This window comes from Pseudomonas sp. NBRC 111131, from assembly GCF_001320525.1.
GTDB lineage: Bacteria > Pseudomonadota > Gammaproteobacteria > Pseudomonadales > Pseudomonadaceae > Aquipseudomonas > Aquipseudomonas ceruminis.
Genome location: NZ_BCBH01000015.1, coordinates 13805 through 32723, shown reverse-complemented (window position 1 = coordinate 32723; position 18919 = coordinate 13805). Strand labels below are relative to the sequence as shown.

Sequence of the window (18919 nt, the reverse complement as noted above, 5' to 3'; positions counted from 1 at the left end):
AAAATGGCTGAACGTCTGAGCAACGACTTCCAGTTCATCGAAGTGGGCCGCAAGGACCCCAAGAAAAAGCTGCTGCGCCAGCGCAAGAAGGAGTTCGTGGAGATCTACGAACCGTTCAAGCCGCAGCAGTCCGTAGAACAGGCGCACCGCTGCCTGGGCTGCGGTAACCCGTATTGCGAGTGGAAGTGCCCGGTGCACAACTTCATCCCCAACTGGTTGAAGCTGGTGTCCGAAGGCAACATCCTGGCCGCGGCAGAGCTGTCGCACCAGACCAACACCCTGCCGGAGGTGTGCGGCCGTGTCTGCCCGCAGGATCGTCTGTGCGAGGGGGCCTGCACCCTGAATGACGGTTTTGGCGCGGTAACCATCGGCTCGGTGGAGAAGTACATCACCGATACCGCCTTCGCCATGGGCTGGCGCCCGGACATGTCCAAGGTCAAGCCGACCGGCAAGCGTGTTGCCATCATCGGTGCTGGCCCTGCTGGCCTGGGTTGCGCCGATGTGCTGGTGCGTGCCGGCGTAACCCCGGTGGTGTTCGACCGAAACCCGGAAATCGGTGGGCTGCTGACCTTCGGCATCCCCGAGTTCAAGCTGGAAAAGACCGTGCTGAGCAATCGTCGCGAAGTCTTCACCGGCATGGGTATCGAGTTCCGCCTGAACACCGAAGTGGGTAAAGACATCACCCTGGAACAACTGCTCGCCGAGTACGACGCCGTGTTCATGGGCATGGGCACCTACACCTACATGAAGGGCGGCTTTCCGGGCGAAGACCTGCCGGGTGTGCATGACGCACTGGATTTCCTGATTGCCAACGTCAACCGCAACCTGGGCTTCGAGAAGTCGCCGGAAGACTTCGTCGACATGCAGGGCAAGAAGGTTGTGGTGCTGGGCGGTGGCGACACTGCGATGGACTGCAACCGCACCTCGATCCGCCAGGGCGCCAAGTCGGTAACCTGCGCCTATCGCCGTGACGAGGCCAACATGCCCGGCTCGCGCAAAGAGGTGAAGAACGCCAAGGAAGAAGGCGTGAAGTTCCTCTACAACCGCCAGCCCATCGCCATTGTCGGTGAGGACAAGGTCGAAGGTGTGAAGGTGGTCGAGACGCGTCTGGGTGAGCCAGATGCCCGTGGCCGCCGCAGCCCCGAGCCGATTCCGGGGTCTGAAGAGATCCTGCCGGCTGATGCCGTGGTAATCGCTTTCGGCTTCCGCCCAAGCCCAGCGCCGTGGTTTGAGCAGCATGGCATCCAGATGGACAGCCAGGGCCGCGTCGTGGCACCGGAGAAGGGCAAGTTCAAGCACCAGACCAGCAACCCGAAGATCTTCGCAGGTGGCGACATGGTGCGCGGTTCTGACCTGGTGGTGACGGCCATTTTTGAAGGCCGTACGGCTGCTGAAGGCATCCTGGACTACCTGGAGGTCTGATCCATGGCATTCGCCGGGCACGCTCGCCCTTACAGGTTCCACGCCGAATCTATGCGGGCGGGCTTGCCTGGCGAAGGTTTTGTATACAAAAACGCTTGATCTATGGCATCCAATAGACAAAACGCATGGCCATGGCCGTGCCTTTTGGGCTGGCGTCTGAGAAAATGCCCGCACTTTTTTGCCGGATGCCGACATGACTGCCCTGAAGAACGATCGTTTCCTGCGTGCACTGCTCAAGCAACCCGTAGACGTGACCCCGGTCTGGATGATGCGCCAGGCTGGCCGCTACCTCCCGGAATACCGCGCCAGCCGCGCCAAGGCCGGGGACTTCATGAGCCTGTGCATGAACCCGCAGTTCGCCTGCGAGGTCACCCTGCAGCCGCTGGACCGCTATCCACTGGACGCAGCGATCCTGTTCTCGGACATTCTCACCATCCCCGACGCCATGGGCCTGGGCTTGTACTTCGAAACGGGTGAAGGCCCGCGCTTCAAGAAGATCATCAGCACCCCGGCCGATATCGAAGCGCTGCCGATTCCAGACCCGCAGAAAGACCTTGGCTATGTGATGGATGCGGTCAGCACCATTCGTCGCGAGCTCAACGGCCGCGTACCGCTGATTGGTTTCTCTGGCAGCCCCTGGACCTTGGCCACCTATATGGTCGAGGGCGGTTCGTCCAAGGACTTCCGCAAGACCAAGGCCATGGCCTACGACAACCCACAGGCGTTGCACCTGCTTCTGGACAAGCTGGCCCAGTCGGTGACCAGCTACCTCAATGGCCAGATCCTGGCCGGCGCCCAGGCGGTGCAGATCTTCGATACCTGGGGCGGCAATCTGTCGGCGGCGGCCTACCAGGAATTCTCCCTGGCTTACATGCGCAAGATTGTCAGCGGCCTGATTCGCGAGCACGAAGGCCGCAAGGTGCCGGTGATCCTGTTCACCAAGAACGGCGGCCTGTGGCTGGAAAGTATCGCCGAAGCCGGTGCCGACGCCCTTGGCCTGGACTGGACCTGTGACATTGGTGAAGCCCGCCGCCGTGTCGGCGACAAGGTGGCCTTGCAAGGCAACATGGACCCAACCGTGCTGTACGCCAAGCCCGAAGCCATCCGTAACGAAGTGGCACGCATCCTGGCCAGCTATGGCAAGGGCACAGGCCATGTGTTCAACCTGGGCCACGGCATTACGCCGGAAGTCGACCCTGAGCATGCCGGTGTGTTCATCAATGCCGTGCATGAACTGTCGGCGCAGTATCACCAGTGACCTGATGCACGAAAAAGAACCGGCCTGCGTGCCGGTTTTTTTGCATTAAGTTATTCAGGCATGTGGCGTAAGAGCGGGCATGGCCCGTGGACCAGGCAACGCGGTGGTTGGCCCCGGCTTGGCCGCGGTTCGCGGGGCCAGCCCGCGCCCACAGAAGCCCTGCGTCAGGCGGTCTTGGGCGCCAGCTTGCTCAAGCGCAAGGCCACCAACAACGCCACCGTCAGCAAACTGCCAATGAACAGCCCGATGCCATTCCAGCCCCATTGGTGCCAGAACACCCCACCCGCCGTCCCCGCCACGCTCGACCCTGCGTAATAGCAGAACAGGTACAGCGATGAAGCCTGCCCCTTGGCCGTCAGTGCCCGGCGGCCAATCCAGCTACTGGCCACCGAATGCGCGCCAAAGAAGCCAAAGGTGAATACCAGCATGCCGAAAATTACCAGTACCAAAGGCGTCGCCAAGGTCGTCAGCAAGCCGCCTGCCATCACCACGATACTGGCCCAGAACACCTTGCGCCGGCCCAGTTTGTCGGCCAGGGCGCCGACCTGCGCCGAGCTGTAGATACCCGACAGGTAAACCACCGACAACAAGCCGACCAACGCCTGGTTCATGTGGTAAGGCTCGGCCAGCAGGCGGTAACCGATGTAGTTGAACAGGGTGACGAAGGCGCCCATCAGCAAGAAGGCTTCGAGGAACAGCCAGGGCAGGCCGGCGTCCTTGAAGTGCATGACGAAGCCATTGAGCAGGCTGCGCGGGTGAAGCGTCTGCGGGCGGAAGTTGCGTGATTCGGGCAGTACCTTCCAGAACACCAGTGCTGCGAGCAGCGCCAGGCCACCGATGGTCAGCATCGCCGTGTGCCAGCTGACGAAGTCGATCAGCACGCCGGTAATAAGCCGGCCGCTCATGCCGCCGATGGCATTGCCACCGATGTACAGGCCCATGGCCAGGCCGATGTGCTGGGGATGGATTTCTTCACTCAGGTAGGTCATCGCCACGGCCGCCAGGCCACTGAGTGACAGGCCCACCAGCGCGCGTGTGGCGAGCACCCCTTCCCAGGTCGGCATCACGGCGCTGACCATGGTCGATAGCGCGGCGCACAGCAACGCGAACACCATGACTGGCTTGCGCCCGATACGGTCGGAGATTGGCCCAGTGATCAGCAGGCCGAATGCAAGCATGGCGGTCGAGACCGACAGCACCAGGCTGCTCTGCGCGGCGTTGATCGAAAACTCCTGCGACAGCAGGGGCATCATCGGTTGTACGCAATACAGCAGGGCGAAGGTGGCGAAGCCGCCGCTGAACAGCGCCAGCACGGTTTTCATGAAGGCAGGCGTGCCTTTTTCGATCCAGATCTCGTTCAGCGTGGCAGGTTCGGGGTCGGCGGAAAGGGGGGCTACAGCAGTTTTCACGGGTGGGTACCTCAGGCGCAATGAAAAAAGCATATAGCTGGCTAATGATTAGATCCAATATATTGTTCGACCTATTTAAGAGCTTTTGCGACTCGTTTGGAGCCCTCTATGGAACTGCGCCATCTGCGTTATTTCATCGCCGTTGCCGAAGAGCTGCACTTTGGCCGCGCCGCCCAGCATCTGGGGATCTCCCAGCCGCCACTTAGCCAGCAGATCCAGGCCCTGGAGCAGGAGTTGGGGGCGCGGCTATTCGAGCGGACCAATCGTCGGGTCGAACTGAGCGAGGCCGGGCGGTTGTTCCTCGACGAGGCCCGGCAGGTCATGGCGCAAGTGGAAAAAGCGGCCGATGTCGCGCGCCGTGCGCAACTGGGTGAGCTGGGCGAGATGAAAATCGGCTTCACCTCGTCCGCCCCGTTCACGTCGAAGATCCCCAAGGCCATTCATGCATTTCGCCAGCGGTTCCCCGCGGTACACCTGAACCTCAAGGAAATGAGCAGCCGTGACATTGCCGAGGGCGTCTTCGACGAGTCCATCGAGGTGGGGCTGATGAGGCCCATGCCGCTGCCGGACGGGCTGGTAGCCACCGAACTGTTTCGCGAGCCGCTGGTAGCCGTAATCAATGCGTCCCATCCGCTGGCCGAGGGGGCCGAGCAGGGTGTGTACATGACGGCACTGGCGCAAGAGCCGTTCGTGTTCTTTCCACGCAGTTATGGCAGCGGGTTGTACGCGCAGTTGCTCAGCCTGGCGCGGCAGGCGGGCTTCAGCCCGCATTTTGCTCAGGAGGCCGGGGAGGCGATGACCATCATCGGGTTGGTGTCGGCGGGTCTGGGCGTGTCGGTGTTGCCGGCGTCGTTCCAACGCATGCGTATCGAGGGCGTGGTGTATCGCACGCTGCTCGATGAGGATGCAACATCGGCGGTGTGGCTGGTGCAGCGAACACAGGGTGGCTCGGCGATGGCAAAGGCGTTCGCCGAGCTGTTGACGGGGCGACCGCTGGGCTCAGGTGAGGTGTAGCGACCAGTGGCGCTCAGCGATACGCCGCAGGCACAGGCGCAAGTCGCTTTCCAGGGCACGGTCCTCGATGACGGGAGGGAAATCCGCCAGCAGGGCTGCGTGCATCTGTGCCAGGGGCGGTGGCAACGGTCGGCTGCCTGTCTCGCGGCCACGTAGCCAAACGCCCTGGTTGGCAGCCAGCAATGCTGCGGCGGCGACTTGCTCGCTCAGCTCCAGCACGCGCAGGGCATCACGGGCCGCGATGGTGCCCATGCTCACTTTGTCCTGGTTGTGGCATTCCGTGGAGCGCGAAAACACGCTGGCCGGCATGGTCTGCTTGAGGGCCTCGGCGGTCCAGGCGCTGGCGCCGATCTGCACGGCCTTGAAACCATGGTTGAGCATGGCCCGCTCGGCCTGGGCTCCGGACAGGTTGCTCGGCAGGCCATGGTTGTAGCGCACGTCCACCAGCAGGGCGAGTTGGCGGTCGAGCAGGTCGGCGACGTTGGCCACCAGCGTCTTCAGGCTGTCCATGGCAAAGGCGATATGGCCTCCATAGAAATGCCCGCCATGCAGCACTCGTTCGGCATCACCGTCGATGATCGGGTTGTCGTTGGCGCTGTTGAGTTCCGTCTCGATGAAGCCGCGCAGCCAGCCCAGGCTGTCAGCCAGCACGCCCAGCACGTGCGGTGCACACCGCAGGGAATAGCGGTCCTGCAAGCGGTGCAGCGGTGGCAGCGGGGCGTCGACGGCCAGGTCCTGGCGTAGCCAGGCGGCGACCTGGGCCTGGCCTGGGTGCGGCTTGGCGGCGAACAGCCGTTCGTCGAAGTGCTCCGGGTTGCCCTGCAGGCCGATCACGTTGAGCGCGGTGATGCGGGTGGCCAGCTTGAGCAGGTAGTCGGCGCGGGCAAACGCCAGGCAGGCCAGGCCGGTCATTACCGCGGTGCCGTTCATCAGTGCAAGGGCTTCCTTGGGGCGCAGCACCAAGGGCTGCCAGCCGAGCTCACGGTGCACCTCGGCACTGTTACGGCGTTGCCCTTGGTACATCACTTCACGTTCACCGGCCAGGGTCGCGGCGACGTAGGACAAGGGCGTCAGGTCGCCACTGGCGCCCACCGAGCCTTCTTCGGGGATCAGCGGCAGGACGTCGTGGGCCAGGAAGTCGCGCAGGCGCTCCAGCAGCACCAGGCGCACACCCGATACGCCATGGCTCAGCGAGCGTAACCGCGCAGCCAGTACGGCGCGGGTGGTGGACGCATCGAGCAGGCGCCCCAGGCCGCAACCGTGGAAGGTGTAAAGGTGGCGTGGCAGGGCTTCTACGTGCTCCAGGGGCACGGCGACCACACAGGAATCGCCGTAGCCGGTGGTGACGCCATAGATCACGCCTTCCTTGTCCAGCAGCGTATCCAGGAAGCGGGCGCCGCGTTCGATACGCTCGCGATACGCCCCATCGTCCTGCAGGGTTACCGTGGCACGGCGTTCGGCCAGGGCCAGGACGTCTTCGATCACCAGCGGCAGCTCGCCGAAGGTTACAGGCTCATGCGGGTGCATCGTCATCGGTCTTCCGTCGTGTGTGGCGATTGATCTCGCGGGCAGGGTACCGTTGCCATCGGTGTCCGGCAATTGCTGCTGGCCATTGCTGCCGCGCCGCCACATACTCGGGCATTCGTTGATACACGGAGGTCTCTCATGCGGCGCGTGGTGTTCAATCAGAAAGGTGGCGTGGGCAAGTCGAGCATCGCTTGCAACCTGGCGGCGGTGAGTGCCAGCGAAGGCTACCGGACCCTGCTGATCGACCTGGATGCCCAGGCCAACTCGACTCAGTACCTGACGGGCCTGACCGGTGACGACATACCCATGGGTATCGCCGACTTCTTCAAGCAGAGCCTGTCCAGTGGGCCGTTCAGCAAGAAGAACAAGGTGGATATCTACGAAACGCCGTTCGACAACCTGCATGTGGTCACCGCCACCGCGGAGCTGGCCGACCTGCAGCCCAAGCTTGAGGCCAAGCACAAGATCAATAAGCTGCGAAAGTTGCTCGACGAGCTGGACGAGGATTACGAGCGAATCTACATCGATACCCCACCCGCGCTGAACTTCTATGCGGTTTCCGCGCTGATCGCGGCCGATCGAGTACTGATTCCCTTCGATTGTGACAGTTTCTCGCGCCAGGCCCTGTATGGCCTGCTGGCAGAAATCGAAGAGCTCAAGGACGACCACAATGAAGACCTGGTGGTCGAAGGCATTGTGGTCAACCAGTTTCAATCCCGCGCCACACTGCCCCAGCAGATGCTTGACGAACTGCTCGCCGAGGGGTTGCCGGTGCTACCGGTGTACCTGGGCAGCTCGGTGAAGATGCGCGAATCGCACCACGCCAGCCTGCCGCTGATTCACCTGGAGCCCCGGCACAAGCTGACCCAGCAGTTTGTCGAGCTGCACGATCTGCTGGAGCGCGCTGACTGAGTCGAGCGATTGGGCGCTGGCATACCGGTAGGTGGCGGTCTTGGGCATGAAGCCTAGACCCCTTGGCTACGCAGCCACTCGAGCAATGACTGCAGTGGAAATGCGCCTGCCTGGCGGCTGATTTCGCGGCCGTTCCTGAACAGGATCAGGCTGGGGATCGAGCGGATACCCAGTTGCCCGGCCAGGTTGCGGTTGGCTTCGCTGTCGAGCTTGGCCAGGCGGCAGCGGCCGTTGAGCTGGCGGGCGGCCTGCTCGAAGGTGGGGGCGAAGGATTTGCACGGGCCGCACCAGTCGGCCCAGACGTCGATCAGCAGCGGCAGGTCGCCTTTGATCTGGCTGGCGTAGTTGCCTTCGCTGAGCTCGAATGGGTGGTTCAGCAGTACATCCTGTTTGCAGCGCCCGCATTTCGGTGCATCGCCCAGGCGCGCGGCGGGCAGGCGGTTGAGGCCGTTGCAGTGGGGGCAGGGGATCAACAGTGGCTCGGTCATGTCATTTCCTTGTGTTGTTCGTCCAGGCCTCGTCATGAGGAACAGCTGATTTCCAGATGCTTGCCCCATTCTGGTGGTCGCTCGGCGTAGCCCTGCATGCCGGCCTGTTCCTCGAACGGCTTGCTCAGCACCTGATGCAGCTGCCGTACTTCACTGTAGTCGCCGGCCTCGGCTGCTTCGATGGCTTTTTGCGCCAGGTAGTTGCGCAGCACGTAGAGCGGGTTCACCGCATGCATCCGTTCCCGGCGGCCCTCTGCGTTACCGGTTTCGCGCGCGCAGCGGGCCAGGTAATCGGCACCCCAGGCATCGAAGCCTGACAGGTCGATGAAATCATCGCGCACCACCTTGAGCGCCTCGTCCACCGGCAGCTCGCCCAGTTTGCGGAAGAACAGGTTGTAGTCCACGCCGCCGTTCTGCATGCGCTGCAGCAGGCGCTCGACCAGCGCCATGTCGTCGTCCTCGGCGGTGGTCAGGCCCAAGCGGCGGCGCATCAGGTCCAGGTAATGCGCCTGGTACAGCGGCAGGAACAGCCCCAGCGCTTCCTTGAGCGGTTCGACTTCGACGACCGTGGTCATGGCCTGGGCCAGTGCACTGAGGTTCCAGTGGGCGATAGGCACCTGATTGGCGTAGCTGTAGCGGCCGCGATCATCGGAATGGTTGCAGATGAAGTTGGCGTCGAAGTCATCCAGGAAGGCGTAGGGGCCGAAGTCGAAGGTGATGCCGAGGATCGACATGTTGTCAGTGTTCATCACCCCATGGCAAAAGCCATAGGCCTGCCATCGTGCGATCAGCTCGGCGTTGCGCTCGACGAGGGTACGGAACAGGGCCAGGTACGGTTGCTCGGCGTCGCGGCATTCAGGGTAATGCTGTTGCAGCACATGATCGATCAGCACGCGTTGCTGCTCGGGCTGGCGGGTGTAGTAGAAGTACTCGAAATGGCCGAAGCGCACGTGGCTTTGTGCCAGGCGCGTGAGCATGGCGGCGCTCTCGCGGTTTTCGCGCCAGACCGAGGTGCTGGACCCGATCACGCATAGCGCCCGGCTGGTGGGGATACCCAAGGCGTGCAACGCTTCGGACGCGAGAAATTCGCGAATCGACGAGCGCAGTACAGCGCGGCCATCGCCCATGCGCGAATACGGCGTCTGGCCGGCCCCTTTGAGATGCAGGTCCCAATGCTCGCCGTGGTCGTTGAGCACTTCAGCCAGCAACAGGCCGCGGCCATCGCCCAGGCGCGGGTTATACGAGCCGAACTGGTGGCCGGAATACACCATTGCCCGTGGATCTGCTGCTTCCCAGAGCTTTTGCCCGCTGAACAGCTCGGCAAAGAGCGGAGAGTCGACTTGGGCGGGGTCAAGGTCGAGCAGGGCCATGGCCGATTCGCTTGCGACCACCAGGCGTGGGTCTGCGATGGGGTCGGGCAGCACCTGGGTGGAGAATGCATCGCCCAGGCGGGCGAAGCGGTTGTCGAAAGTGAGTTGGTCGAGGGCTTTCACGGGCTGCTCCTGGGGTGGGTACCAAGGGGCCACCTTGCGGCCCCACCGCCGGCTTGCCGGCGATCGAGGGCGCAGCCCCCGCAGGCATTCTGGGCTTTCATGCCCTATGGAGTCTACTTACACCGGTTGAGTGCCATCGGGTTTGGGCTGTTCCAGGGGAATCAACTGCTGCTTGCCGCCCTTGGGGTCCATCAGGAACACCTCGACCTGGCGTACCGAGATCTTGATGTTGTGCGCCTTGAACTCGCGGTTGATGAAGCGGTTGATCTCGTCCAGCGTCGGGTTGCGGTCGCCAAGATCGCGCACATGCATGCGCAACTCGTGGTCCAGCGAGCTCTCGCCGAAGTTCAGGAAGTACACGATTGGCTCCGGGTCCTTGAGTACCCGTGGGTTTTCGTGGGCGCCCTTGAGCAGCAGCTCGCGTACCAGGTCCAGGTCGGAGCCGTAGTCGATGCCCAGTTTCAATGTCACCCGGGTTACCGTGTCGGTCAGCGACCAGTTGATCAGTTGGCCGGTGATGAAGGTCTTGTTGGGGACGATGATGTCCTTGCGGTCGAAATCGGTGATGGTAGTGGCGCGGATGCGGATCTTGCTAACCGTGCCGGACAGGTTGCCGATGGTGATGGTGTCGCCGATCCGTACCGGGCGCTCGAACAGGATCATGATGCCGGAGATGAAGTTGGCGAAGATTTCCTGCATGCCGAAGCCCAGGCCGACTGACAGCGCGGCCACCAGCCACTGCAGTTTGTCCCAGCTCACCCCCAGGGTAGACAGGGTGCTGACAATGCCGACCCCGACGATGGTGTACGAGAGCAGCGTGGTGGTGGCGTAGGCGCTGCCCTGGGCCAGGTTCAGGCGCGACAGCACCAGCACCTCGAGCAAGCCCGGCAAGTTGCCGGCCAGGGCGAAGGTGATGCCGACGATCACCAGCGCGCCAAGCAGGTCGCCGAGGCTGATGGGCACCATGCTGGCAGCGGTGCCGGTGCCGCTGGTGTATTCGTACAGGGTGAAGTTGTTGAGGTAGGCGAATACCGAGATCAGGTCCGACCACACCCAGTACAGGCCGGCCATGAACCCACCCAGCAAGGCCAGGCGGATTAGGCGCAGTGACTGTTGGTTGACCTGTTCGATGTCCAGCGTCGGCTCTTCGGTGATGACCTCGCCATCCAGCCCTTCCTTGGCTGCCGCACGCTTGCTCAGGGCGCGTTGGTAGGCCAGGCGCCGTGCGGCTACCGACAGCCCGCGCACGAATGCCGCTTCGATCACCAGCCAGAACATCAGCAGGTAAAGGGTGTAGATCAGGCGGTCGGTGAGCTTGAGTGCGGTGTAGTAATAGCCGAAGCACACCGCCACGAACAGGGCGATCGGCAGCGCGGTGAAGGCCACCCCCACAGCCTTGCGGAACAGTGAGGTGTCGCGGTGCGCCGGGCTGCTCAGCAGCAGGCGGCTGAGCAGCCACGCCATCAAGGCGTAGCAGGTCAGCACCACGCCGATGCCCAGCACATCGTCGGCCAGCGCCGATGGCTGATGCTCGGCGACCGCCACCACGCCGACCAGGGCCAGTACCACGGTGCCCAGCCTGCGCACCCAGCCCCGCAGGAACTCGACCTGGGGCTTGTGCCAGCGGAAGTGGATTTCCGCCACCCCGCCGGGGGCAAGGATGCGGTACGCGGTATAGAACACCAGCCAGGCCTGAGCCAGTTGCCACAGCGCTGCGCCCAGGTTGGCGTTCTGCCCGCGGGCGTCGATCTGCAGGGCATAGCTGCACAGGGCCAGGCCGAGGCTGACGGGCATCGCCAGCAGGATGTTGATCAGGATCGCCTGGGGGGTGTGCCACTGGCTGTCTCGGCGGAAGTGGCCGATGTCCTGGTGCACCTTGCTCAGCCGCTGGTAAAGGTACTTGCGGCGCCAGAGCAGGGCACCGATGACCAACAGCAGCGGCAGGAACAGCAGTGGGCGCTGGCTCAGGCCATCGGCCAGTTCCTTGAGGCCGGATCCCCAGGGCAGGTCAGCGACCTGTTTGGCGAAACGCTCCGGTACATAACTCAGCCAGTCCCAGTCCAGCGGCTTGTTGCTGGGGATCCAGAACATCTGCTCGTCCAGCGTGGTGCGCAGGCCCTGGGCGGTGCCGAGCAGCTGCTTCTGGTTGAGCTGCAGGGTGATCGATTCGTTGAGCAGGGCTGACAGTTCACGGTTCAGGCGTTCGAGCAGGTCGCTGCGGGTGATGGCAACTTCCAGCAGTGCCTTGCGCAGCGCCGGTGTCGCATCTTCCTGTGGCTGGTTGGCCAGCAGCTTGTCGACATAGGCTGCGGGGCTGCTCATCTGCTCGCGCTGCTGGTTGATCTCGAACTGGTACAGGCGAATGTCGGCGATCTGGTCGGCCAGGTCGCGGTCCACCTTCAGGTGCGGCAAGGCCTGCTTCTGCTTGTAGAGGATCTTCGACAGCAGCAGGCTGCCCTTGAGCACGCTGATCTGTTCGTCCAGGGCCTGGTCGGCCTGGGTCAGGCTGTCGAGCTGCTGCTTGGTGCGCAGGTTCTGTTGGGTCAGTTCGTTGAGGCGGTCGGTGCTTTTGAGCAGGTAGTCGGACAGCTTCAGGTTGGCGGCGCTTTCGCTGGCCAGCAGGCTGCTGCCGCCTGCCTTCTGCGCTTCGATCGACTGCTGGGTGACCGTCTCCTGAGACTGGGCCAGGCGCTTTTCGTTGATCAGCGTCTGCAGGTCCTGGATTTCCTGCTCCAGGCGGGCGGCGCGTTCGATCAGCAAGTCATGCCGCGCGTTGCCAAGGTCCTGCAGCAGGCCATTGCCGGCCAGTTCCTGGCGGCGCAGCAAGGTCACTGCATTCAGCGAGGCAAGTTCGGCGGCGAGCTGGTTACGCTGGTCGGCGTTGAGCGTCTTGCCGCCGTCCTTGCCGCTTTTGAGGCTGTTGTTGATCTGTTGGGTACGGGTCTGATTGTTGCTGATTTCGGCCTGGGCACGCTCGGGGCGTGTCTGGGAGTTGATGATCAGGCTGTTGGCTTCAGACAGCGCCTTCTGCAGCTCCCCCTGTTGGGTGTTGCGCTCGCTGAGCATCTGCTCGAGCTGCGGCACTGTGAGCGTGGCATAGCGTTGGGCGACCGGCTGCGGTTTGCTTTCCTTGAGCTTGGCCAGTTCTTTCTGGCTGTCGCTGGTCTCTTTTGGTGCGCTGGCCAGCTGTTGCTTGAGCGCAGCGAGCTTTTTCTCACTGTCCTCTTTGTTGGCCAGCAGGCCCAGGGTCTGCTCCAGTACCTGCTGCAGGGCCTTCTGATCGGCTTCCGGAAGTTTGCGCTCGGCGATCTTGTCGAGGCTGTGCTGAATACTGGCAGTGGTAGGGGTTTCGGCCGCTACAGCCGCGAACGAAAGGGACAGGCACAGCCCGAGCAGGGCTGTGCGAAGGTACACGCGCAGAGACATAGGCAGACTACTTGTGGATCAGGCGAAATCGGAGTTTAGAGGAACAATCCTGGTCCGGGTCGCGTTCCTTCGGGGAATCTGACGCCCACTTTCTGGATCTTGTTCCCGTCCATGGTCGCCACGGTCCAGATCGTGCTGTGCCATTCGACCTGGTCACCTACTACTGGAGCGCCTCCGACCTTCTGTCGGATGAACTGCGCCAGCGGCATTTTCGCGTCCAGGCCGTCGAGTTTCAGGCCATACAGCGCGGCCACAGCACCCAGTTCGGCATCGCCTTCGAGCACGAAGTCGCCGAAGAAACGCAGGTCCAGGCCGCGCTGGGGCGCTTGGCTGAACAACTTGCCCAACGCCGGCAGGTCATGTTCATGGCCGATCACGCAGAGCATGTCGCCGACCTCCAGCACGGTACTGCCCGACGGGTGTAGCAGTTGCTCGCCACGGAACAGCGCGGCGATACGGGTGCCTTCAGGCATCTTCAGTTCGCGCAGGGCTGCGCCGATGCACCACTTTTCCGCACCCAGGCGGTACACGAACAGCTCCCACTCGCTGGTGATGTGCACCTCGAGTGCCGAACGCGAGATGGGGGCCGGGTCCGGCGGTACCGTCACTTTCAGCAGCTTGGCCATCCACGGCAAGCTGGTGCCTTGCACCAGCAGCGACACCAACACGATGAAGAAGGCCAGGTTGAAGAACAGCTGGGCGTCCGGCAGGCCGGCCATCAGCGGGAACACGGCCAGAATGATCGGCACCGCACCGCGCAGGCCGACCCACGAGATGAAGCCTTTCTCGCGGCCATGGAAGGCTTTGAACGGCAACAGCGCGGCCACGACCGACAGTGGGCGGGCGACCAGGATCATCCACAGCGCCAGGCCCAGTGCCGGCAGGGCAATGGGCAACAGGTCATGGGGTGTGACCAGCAGACCCAGCACCAGGAACATGCCGATCTGCGCCAGCCAGGCCATGCCATCGAGCATGTGCAGGATGCCATGGCGGCTGCGGATCGGCTTGTTGCCCAGCACCAGGCCGCACAGGTACACGGCAAGGAAGCCGCTGCCGTGCAGGGCGTTGGTCAGCGAAAACACCACAAGCCCGCCGGCGACCACCAGAATCGGGTACAGGCCCCCGGCCAGGTTAATGCGGTTGACCAGTTGCAACATCAGCCACCCACCGCCCAGACCGAGCAGGCCGCCGATGCCGAACTCGCGCAGCAGGTGGGTGAGCAGGCTCCAGTGCAGGCCGGTCTGGCCGCTGGCGATCATGTCGATCAGGGTTACGGTGAGGAACACCGCCATCGGGTCATTGCTGCCCGATTCGATTTCCAGCGTGGCGGTTACCCGTTCGTTCAGGCCTTTGCCGCCGAGCAGCGAGAACACTGCTGCCGCGTCGGTAGAGCCGACGATGGCACCGATCAGCAGGCCCTGGATCAGGCTCAGGTCGAACAGCCAGGCTGCCACCAGGCCAGTGAGCGCAGTGGTGATCATCACGCCGACGGTGGCCAGCGACAAGGCCGGCCACAAGGCCACGCGGAAACTGGCCACGCGGGTACGCAGGCCACCGTCGAGCAGGATTACCGCCAGTGCCAGGTTGCCCACCAGGTAGGCCGTCGGGTAGTTGTTGAAGATGATGCCGCCACCGTCTACGCCGGCGACCATGCCGACGGCGAGGATGATGACCAGGATCGGAATACCCAGGCGCGATGACAGCGAACTGACCAGGATACTTGCACCCACCAGCAATGCGCCGATCAGGAACAGGCTGTTGATGGTGCTTGCATCCAAAGGCAGGTACTCCGGGACGGCGGGGGGAAAATGAACTGGGTAGCATGCTTTTCGGCAAAAGCTAGCAGGTCGCGTGCCAATCGATTCTAACCTGATGAATTGGCAGCATGTAAAGCGTTTCTGCAGATGTAGAAAAGGCACCGCGGTGGGTGCCTTTTCTACGTGTGCCTGGGCGGGCCTCACCGCCGGCTTACCGGCGACCGGGCCTGTCAGCCTTGCTTCACTTCCCGCATCGGCTTGCCTTTCACCGGCGCACCGTTGGCCACATAGTACTTGGCGGTGCTACGCGGCAGCGGCTTGCGGCCACGGATCTTGTCCGAGATTTTCTCGGCGATCATGATCGTGGTGGCGTTCAGGTTGCCGGTGATGATGATCGGCATGATCGAGGCGTCGACCACACGCAGGCCCTGCATGCCATGCACGCGGCCTTCGTTGTCGACCACGGCCATGTCGTCGGTGCCCATCTTGCACGAGCACGATGGGTGGAAGGCGGTTTCGGCGTGCTCGCGGATGAACTTGTCCAGCTCTTCGTCCGTCTGTACGTGTTCACCTGGGCTGATCTCGCGACCGCGGTACGGGTCCAGCGCCGGCTGGGCCATGATTTCGCGGGTCAGGCGGATGCCGTCACGGAATTCCTGCCAGTCCTGCTCGGTGGCCATGTAGTTGAACAGGATGCTCGGGTGCTGGCGTGGGTCCTTGGACTTGGCCTGGATGCGGCCGCGGCTTGGCGAGCGCATCGAGCCCATGTGGGCCTGGAAGCCGTGCTCCTTCACGCCGTTGGAGCCGTTGTAGTTAATTGCCACCGGCAGGAAGTGGTACTGGATGTTCGGCCACTCGAACTCAGGGCGGGTACGGATGAACCCACCGGCTTCGAACTGGTTGCTGGCGCCGATGCCGGTACCTTTGAACATCCACTCGGCACCGATGGCCGGCTGGTTCCACCACAGCAGCGATGGGTACAGGGATACTGGCTGGGTGCAGGCGTACTGCAGGTAGAGCTCGAGGTGGTCCTGCAGGTTTTCGCCGACGCCCGGCAGGTCGTGCACCACCGGAATGTCGAGGCTTTCCAGCAGGGCGCGGGGGCCGACGCCGGAGCGTTGCAGCAGTTGTGGCGAAGCGATGGCGCCGGAGCTGACGATGACTTCCTTGCGGGCGCGGGCTTCGACGCGCTCTTCGCTGTCGCCGACCAGGTAGGTCACGCCAACGGCACGCTTGCCGTCGAACAGCACGCGGTCGCTCAGGGCATGAGTGACGATGGTCAGGTTAGGGCGTTTCTTCGACTGGTCCAGGTAGCCGCGGGCGGTGCTGGAACGGCGGCCGTTCTTGGTCACGGTACGGTCCATCGGACCGAAGCCTTCCTGCTGGTAGCCGTTGAGGTCTTCGGTGCGCGGGTAACCGGCTTGCACGCCGGCTTCGACCATGGCGTGGAACAGCGGGTTGTTGCCGGCTTTAGGCGTGGTGACGCTGACCGGGCCTTCGCCGCCGTGGTAGTCGTTCGGGCCGATGTCGCGGGTTTCCGCTTTGCGGAAGTACGGCAGGCAATCCAGGTAGGTCCAGTCTTCCAGGCCTGGCAGTTTTGCCCAGCCGTCGAAGTCCAGGGCGTTGCCACGGATGTAGCACATGCCGTTGATCAGCGAGGAGCCACCCAGGCCCTTGCCGCGACCACACTCCATGCGGCGGCCGTCCATGTGCGGCTCTGGGTCGGTCTCGTAGGCCCAGTTGTAGCGGCGGCCCTGCAGGGGGAAGGCCAGGGCGGCAGGCATCTGGGTACGGAAGTCGAAGCGGTAGTCGGGGCCACCGGCTTCCAGCAGCAGTACGGTGACGCCGGCGTCTTCGGTCAGGCGGGTAGCCAGGGTGTTACCGGCAGAGCCGGCACCGACGATGATGTAATCGAATTCTTGGGACATGTGAGTACCCTCGTTTGGCGGTGATCAGGGAGCGCAAACGCCCGTGCGCAGTGGCACGGGCGTGGCTAGACAGGGTTTAGAAAACCGAGTTGTAGCCGCCCAGCTCGACCTGGACCGACTTGATGCGAGTGTATTGCGCCAGCGAGCTGACGCCGTTTTCACGGCCGACGCCCGATTGCTTGTAGCCACCGACCGGCATTTCGGCTGGCGACTCACCCCAGGCGTTGATCCAGCAGATGCCGGCTTCGAGCTTGTGGATGATGCGGTGGGCACGGGTGATGTCATTGGTGCACACGCCCGCGGCCAGGCCGTATTCGGTGTCGTTGGCGCGGCGGATGACTTCCTCTTCGGTCTCGTAGCTGAGGATGCTCATCACTGGGCCGAAGATTTCTTCCTTGACGATGGTCATGTCGTCGGTGCAATCGGTGAACACGGTCGGTGCGACGAAGGCGCCCTTGGCGAAGTCACCGGCAGTCAGACGCTCGCCACCGCACAGTACGCGTGCACCTTCTGCTTTGCCCTTGGCGATGTAGCCCAGCACGCTTTCCATGTGCTGGAAGCTGACCAGAGGGCCGAAGTTGGTGTTTTCGTCTTCTGGGTTGCCAACACGGATGCGGGCAACGCGCTCGGCGATCTTGGCTTCGAATTCGGCCTTCATCGCGGCAGGGATGAACACACGGGTACCGTTGGTGCAGACCTGACCGGAGCTGTAGAAGTTGGCCATCATCGCGATGTCGGCAGCCTTGTCCAGGTCGGCGTCGGCGCAGATGATCAATGGCGACTTGCCGCCCAGTTCCATGGTCACTTCCTTGAGCGAGGAGCTCGAGGCGCTGGCCATGACCTTCTTGCCGGTGGTGGTGCCGCCGGTGAAGGAGACTTTCTCGATGCGCGGGTGCTCGGTCAGCAAGGTGCCGACTTCGCGGCCGCTGCCGGTCAGGACGTTGAACACGCCGTCCGGCAGGCCGGCTTCGGTGTAGATCTCGGCCAGTTTCAGGGTGGTCAGCGAAGTGACTTCCGACGGCTTGAAGATCATCGCGTTGCCAGCGGCCAGGGCCGGTGCGGATTTCCACAGGGCGATCTGGATCGGGTAGTTCCACGCGCCGATACCGACGGTGACGCCCAGCGGCTCGCGGCGGGTGTAGACGAAGGAGCTTTCGCGCAGTGGGATCTGCTCGCCTTCGATGGCGGGCACCAGGCCTGCGTAGTATTCCAGTACGTCGGCACCGGTGACGATATCGACGTAGCGGGTTTCGGAGTACGACTTGCCAGTGTCCAGGGTTTCCAGCATGGCCAGCTCGTCGTTGCGCTCACGCAGGATGTCGACAGCGCGGCGCAGGATGCGCGAACGCTGCATGGCGGTCATCGCCGCCCAGACTTTCTGGCCGCGCTCGGCGCTCTCGACGGCGCGCTCGACGTCAGCCTCGGTGGCACGTTGCACGTGGGCGAGGACTTCGCCGGTAGCCGGGTTGATGGCTTCGAAAGTGGCATCGCTGCCAGCGTCGACATAACCACCATCGATGTAGAGTTTTTGCGTTCCGAAACGGGCCATAGTGTCCTCGCAAGTGCAGTGTGTGATTGGCTATCCGCGTAGCGCTCCTGCCTGTTGGGCAATGCCTGCGCGCGGTTGTTCAGAGGCCTGGTCGTTTGCGTTCAGGCACTGCTGCTTAGCCAGTTGTAGTTCCAGGTATTCATAAGCAATTCGTATTGCCTGGTCGGTATCGAAAGCATCCCCTGACAGGGCGCCACGCAACCACAAACCGTCGATCAAGGCAGCCAGACCGCGGGCTGCGCTACGCGCTTCGTCCTGCGGCAACACCCGGCGAAACTGGAAGCACAGGTTGGAATACAAGCGGTGATCGTTGATCCGCTGCAGCCTGTGCAAGGACGGCTGGTGCATGCTCGCGGCCCAGAAGGCCAACCAGGTTTTCATTGCCGGGCCGCTGACCTGGCTGGCATCGAAGTTACCCTCGATGATGACTTTCAGGTGCGCCCGCGGGCTGTCGTCGACGAGGGCCTGCCGACGTGCGACGGTACCTTCGCTCAACGCGTTCATGAGGTAGCGCATGGTCGCTGCGATCAGGCCGTTCTTGTCCTGAAAGTAGTGACTGATGATGCCGTTCGACACACCGGCCAAACGGGCAATCAGCGCAATGCTGGCATCCCCCAGGCCGACCTGGTCGACAGCCTGCAATGTGGCGTCGATCAACTGCTGGCGGCGAATGGGTTGCATACCGACCTTGGGCATCTTGCGAATCTCCTCAGGCCTGCGGGCAGACGACAAGCGG

13 protein-coding genes are annotated in these 18919 nt (G+C 63.1%); 4 read left to right on the top strand and 9 right to left on the bottom strand.

Annotation, left to right across the window (positions count from 1 at the left end; genetic code table 11):
• The first annotated feature begins 3 nt into the window (after positions 1-3).
• A complete protein-coding gene (locus APH34_RS15170; protein WP_054901854.1) occupies positions 4-1422 on the top strand; it encodes an FAD-dependent oxidoreductase in 1419 nt (472 codons plus the stop codon).
• A 193-nt stretch (positions 1423-1615) separates the two neighbouring features.
• The gene (hemE, locus tag APH34_RS15165; protein ID WP_054901853.1) at positions 1616-2680 is read left to right on the top strand and encodes a uroporphyrinogen decarboxylase; all 1065 of its coding nucleotides are present in this window, start codon (positions 1616-1618) and stop codon (positions 2678-2680) included.
• A 164-nt stretch (positions 2681-2844) separates the two neighbouring features.
• Here the strand turns inward: hemE and APH34_RS15160 are convergent, their stop codons facing one another.
• Positions 2845-4089: an MFS transporter gene (locus tag APH34_RS15160; protein ID WP_054901852.1), complete on the bottom strand. Its 1245-nt coding sequence runs from the start codon at positions 4087-4089 to the stop codon at positions 2845-2847.
• Between the two features lie 108 nt (positions 4090-4197).
• Between APH34_RS15160 and APH34_RS15155 the strand changes: the two genes are divergently transcribed.
• Positions 4198-5103 (top strand): LysR family transcriptional regulator, encoded by a 906-nt coding sequence (locus APH34_RS15155; RefSeq protein ID WP_054901851.1) that lies wholly within the window; start codon positions 4198-4200, stop codon positions 5101-5103.
• Here the strand turns inward: APH34_RS15155 and hutH are convergent.
• Complete coding sequence (hutH, locus tag APH34_RS15150) at positions 5089-6636, bottom strand: histidine ammonia-lyase (RefSeq protein ID WP_054901850.1); 1548 nt, start codon at positions 6634-6636, stop codon at positions 5089-5091. The two genes, APH34_RS15155 and hutH, sit on opposite strands and share 15 nt — an antisense overlap.
• 132 nt (positions 6637-6768) lie before the next feature.
• On the opposite strand from hutH, the gene APH34_RS15145 reads away from it, so the two are divergent.
• Complete coding sequence (locus tag APH34_RS15145) at positions 6769-7542, top strand: ParA family protein (protein WP_054901849.1); 774 nt, start codon at positions 6769-6771, stop codon at positions 7540-7542.
• Between the two features lie 53 nt (positions 7543-7595).
• Here the strand turns inward: APH34_RS15145 and trxC are convergent, their stop codons facing one another.
• The 7 genes from trxC to betI form a co-directional block, all read right to left on the bottom strand.
• Entirely contained in the window at positions 7596-8030 is a 435-nt protein-coding gene (gene trxC / locus APH34_RS15140) for a thioredoxin TrxC (protein ID WP_054901848.1), read from the bottom strand.
• Between the two features lie 32 nt (positions 8031-8062).
• Entirely contained in the window at positions 8063-9523 is a 1461-nt protein-coding gene (gene selO, locus APH34_RS15135; protein ID WP_054901847.1) for a protein adenylyltransferase SelO, read from the bottom strand.
• 117 nt (positions 9524-9640) lie between these two features.
• The gene (mscK, locus tag APH34_RS15130) at positions 9641-12949 is read right to left on the bottom strand and encodes a mechanosensitive channel MscK (RefSeq protein WP_054901846.1); all 3309 of its coding nucleotides are present in this window, start codon (positions 12947-12949) and stop codon (positions 9641-9643) included.
• A 35-nt stretch (positions 12950-12984) separates the two neighbouring features.
• Complete coding sequence (locus APH34_RS15125; protein ID WP_054901845.1) at positions 12985-14727, bottom strand: potassium/proton antiporter; 1743 nt, start codon at positions 14725-14727, stop codon at positions 12985-12987.
• Positions 14728-14936: 209 nt separating this feature from the next.
• Positions 14937-16634, bottom strand: a complete 1698-nt coding sequence (gene betA / locus APH34_RS15120; RefSeq protein WP_054901844.1) for a choline dehydrogenase — start codon at positions 16632-16634, stop codon at positions 14937-14939.
• A 76-nt stretch (positions 16635-16710) separates the two neighbouring features.
• The gene (gene betB, locus APH34_RS15115) at positions 16711-18183 is read right to left on the bottom strand and encodes a betaine-aldehyde dehydrogenase (RefSeq protein ID WP_054901843.1); all 1473 of its coding nucleotides are present in this window, start codon (positions 18181-18183) and stop codon (positions 16711-16713) included.
• A 30-nt stretch (positions 18184-18213) separates the two neighbouring features.
• A complete protein-coding gene (gene betI, locus APH34_RS15110; protein ID WP_054901842.1) occupies positions 18214-18879 on the bottom strand; it encodes a transcriptional regulator BetI in 666 nt (221 codons plus the stop codon).
• Between the last annotated feature and the right edge of the window lie 40 nt (positions 18880-18919).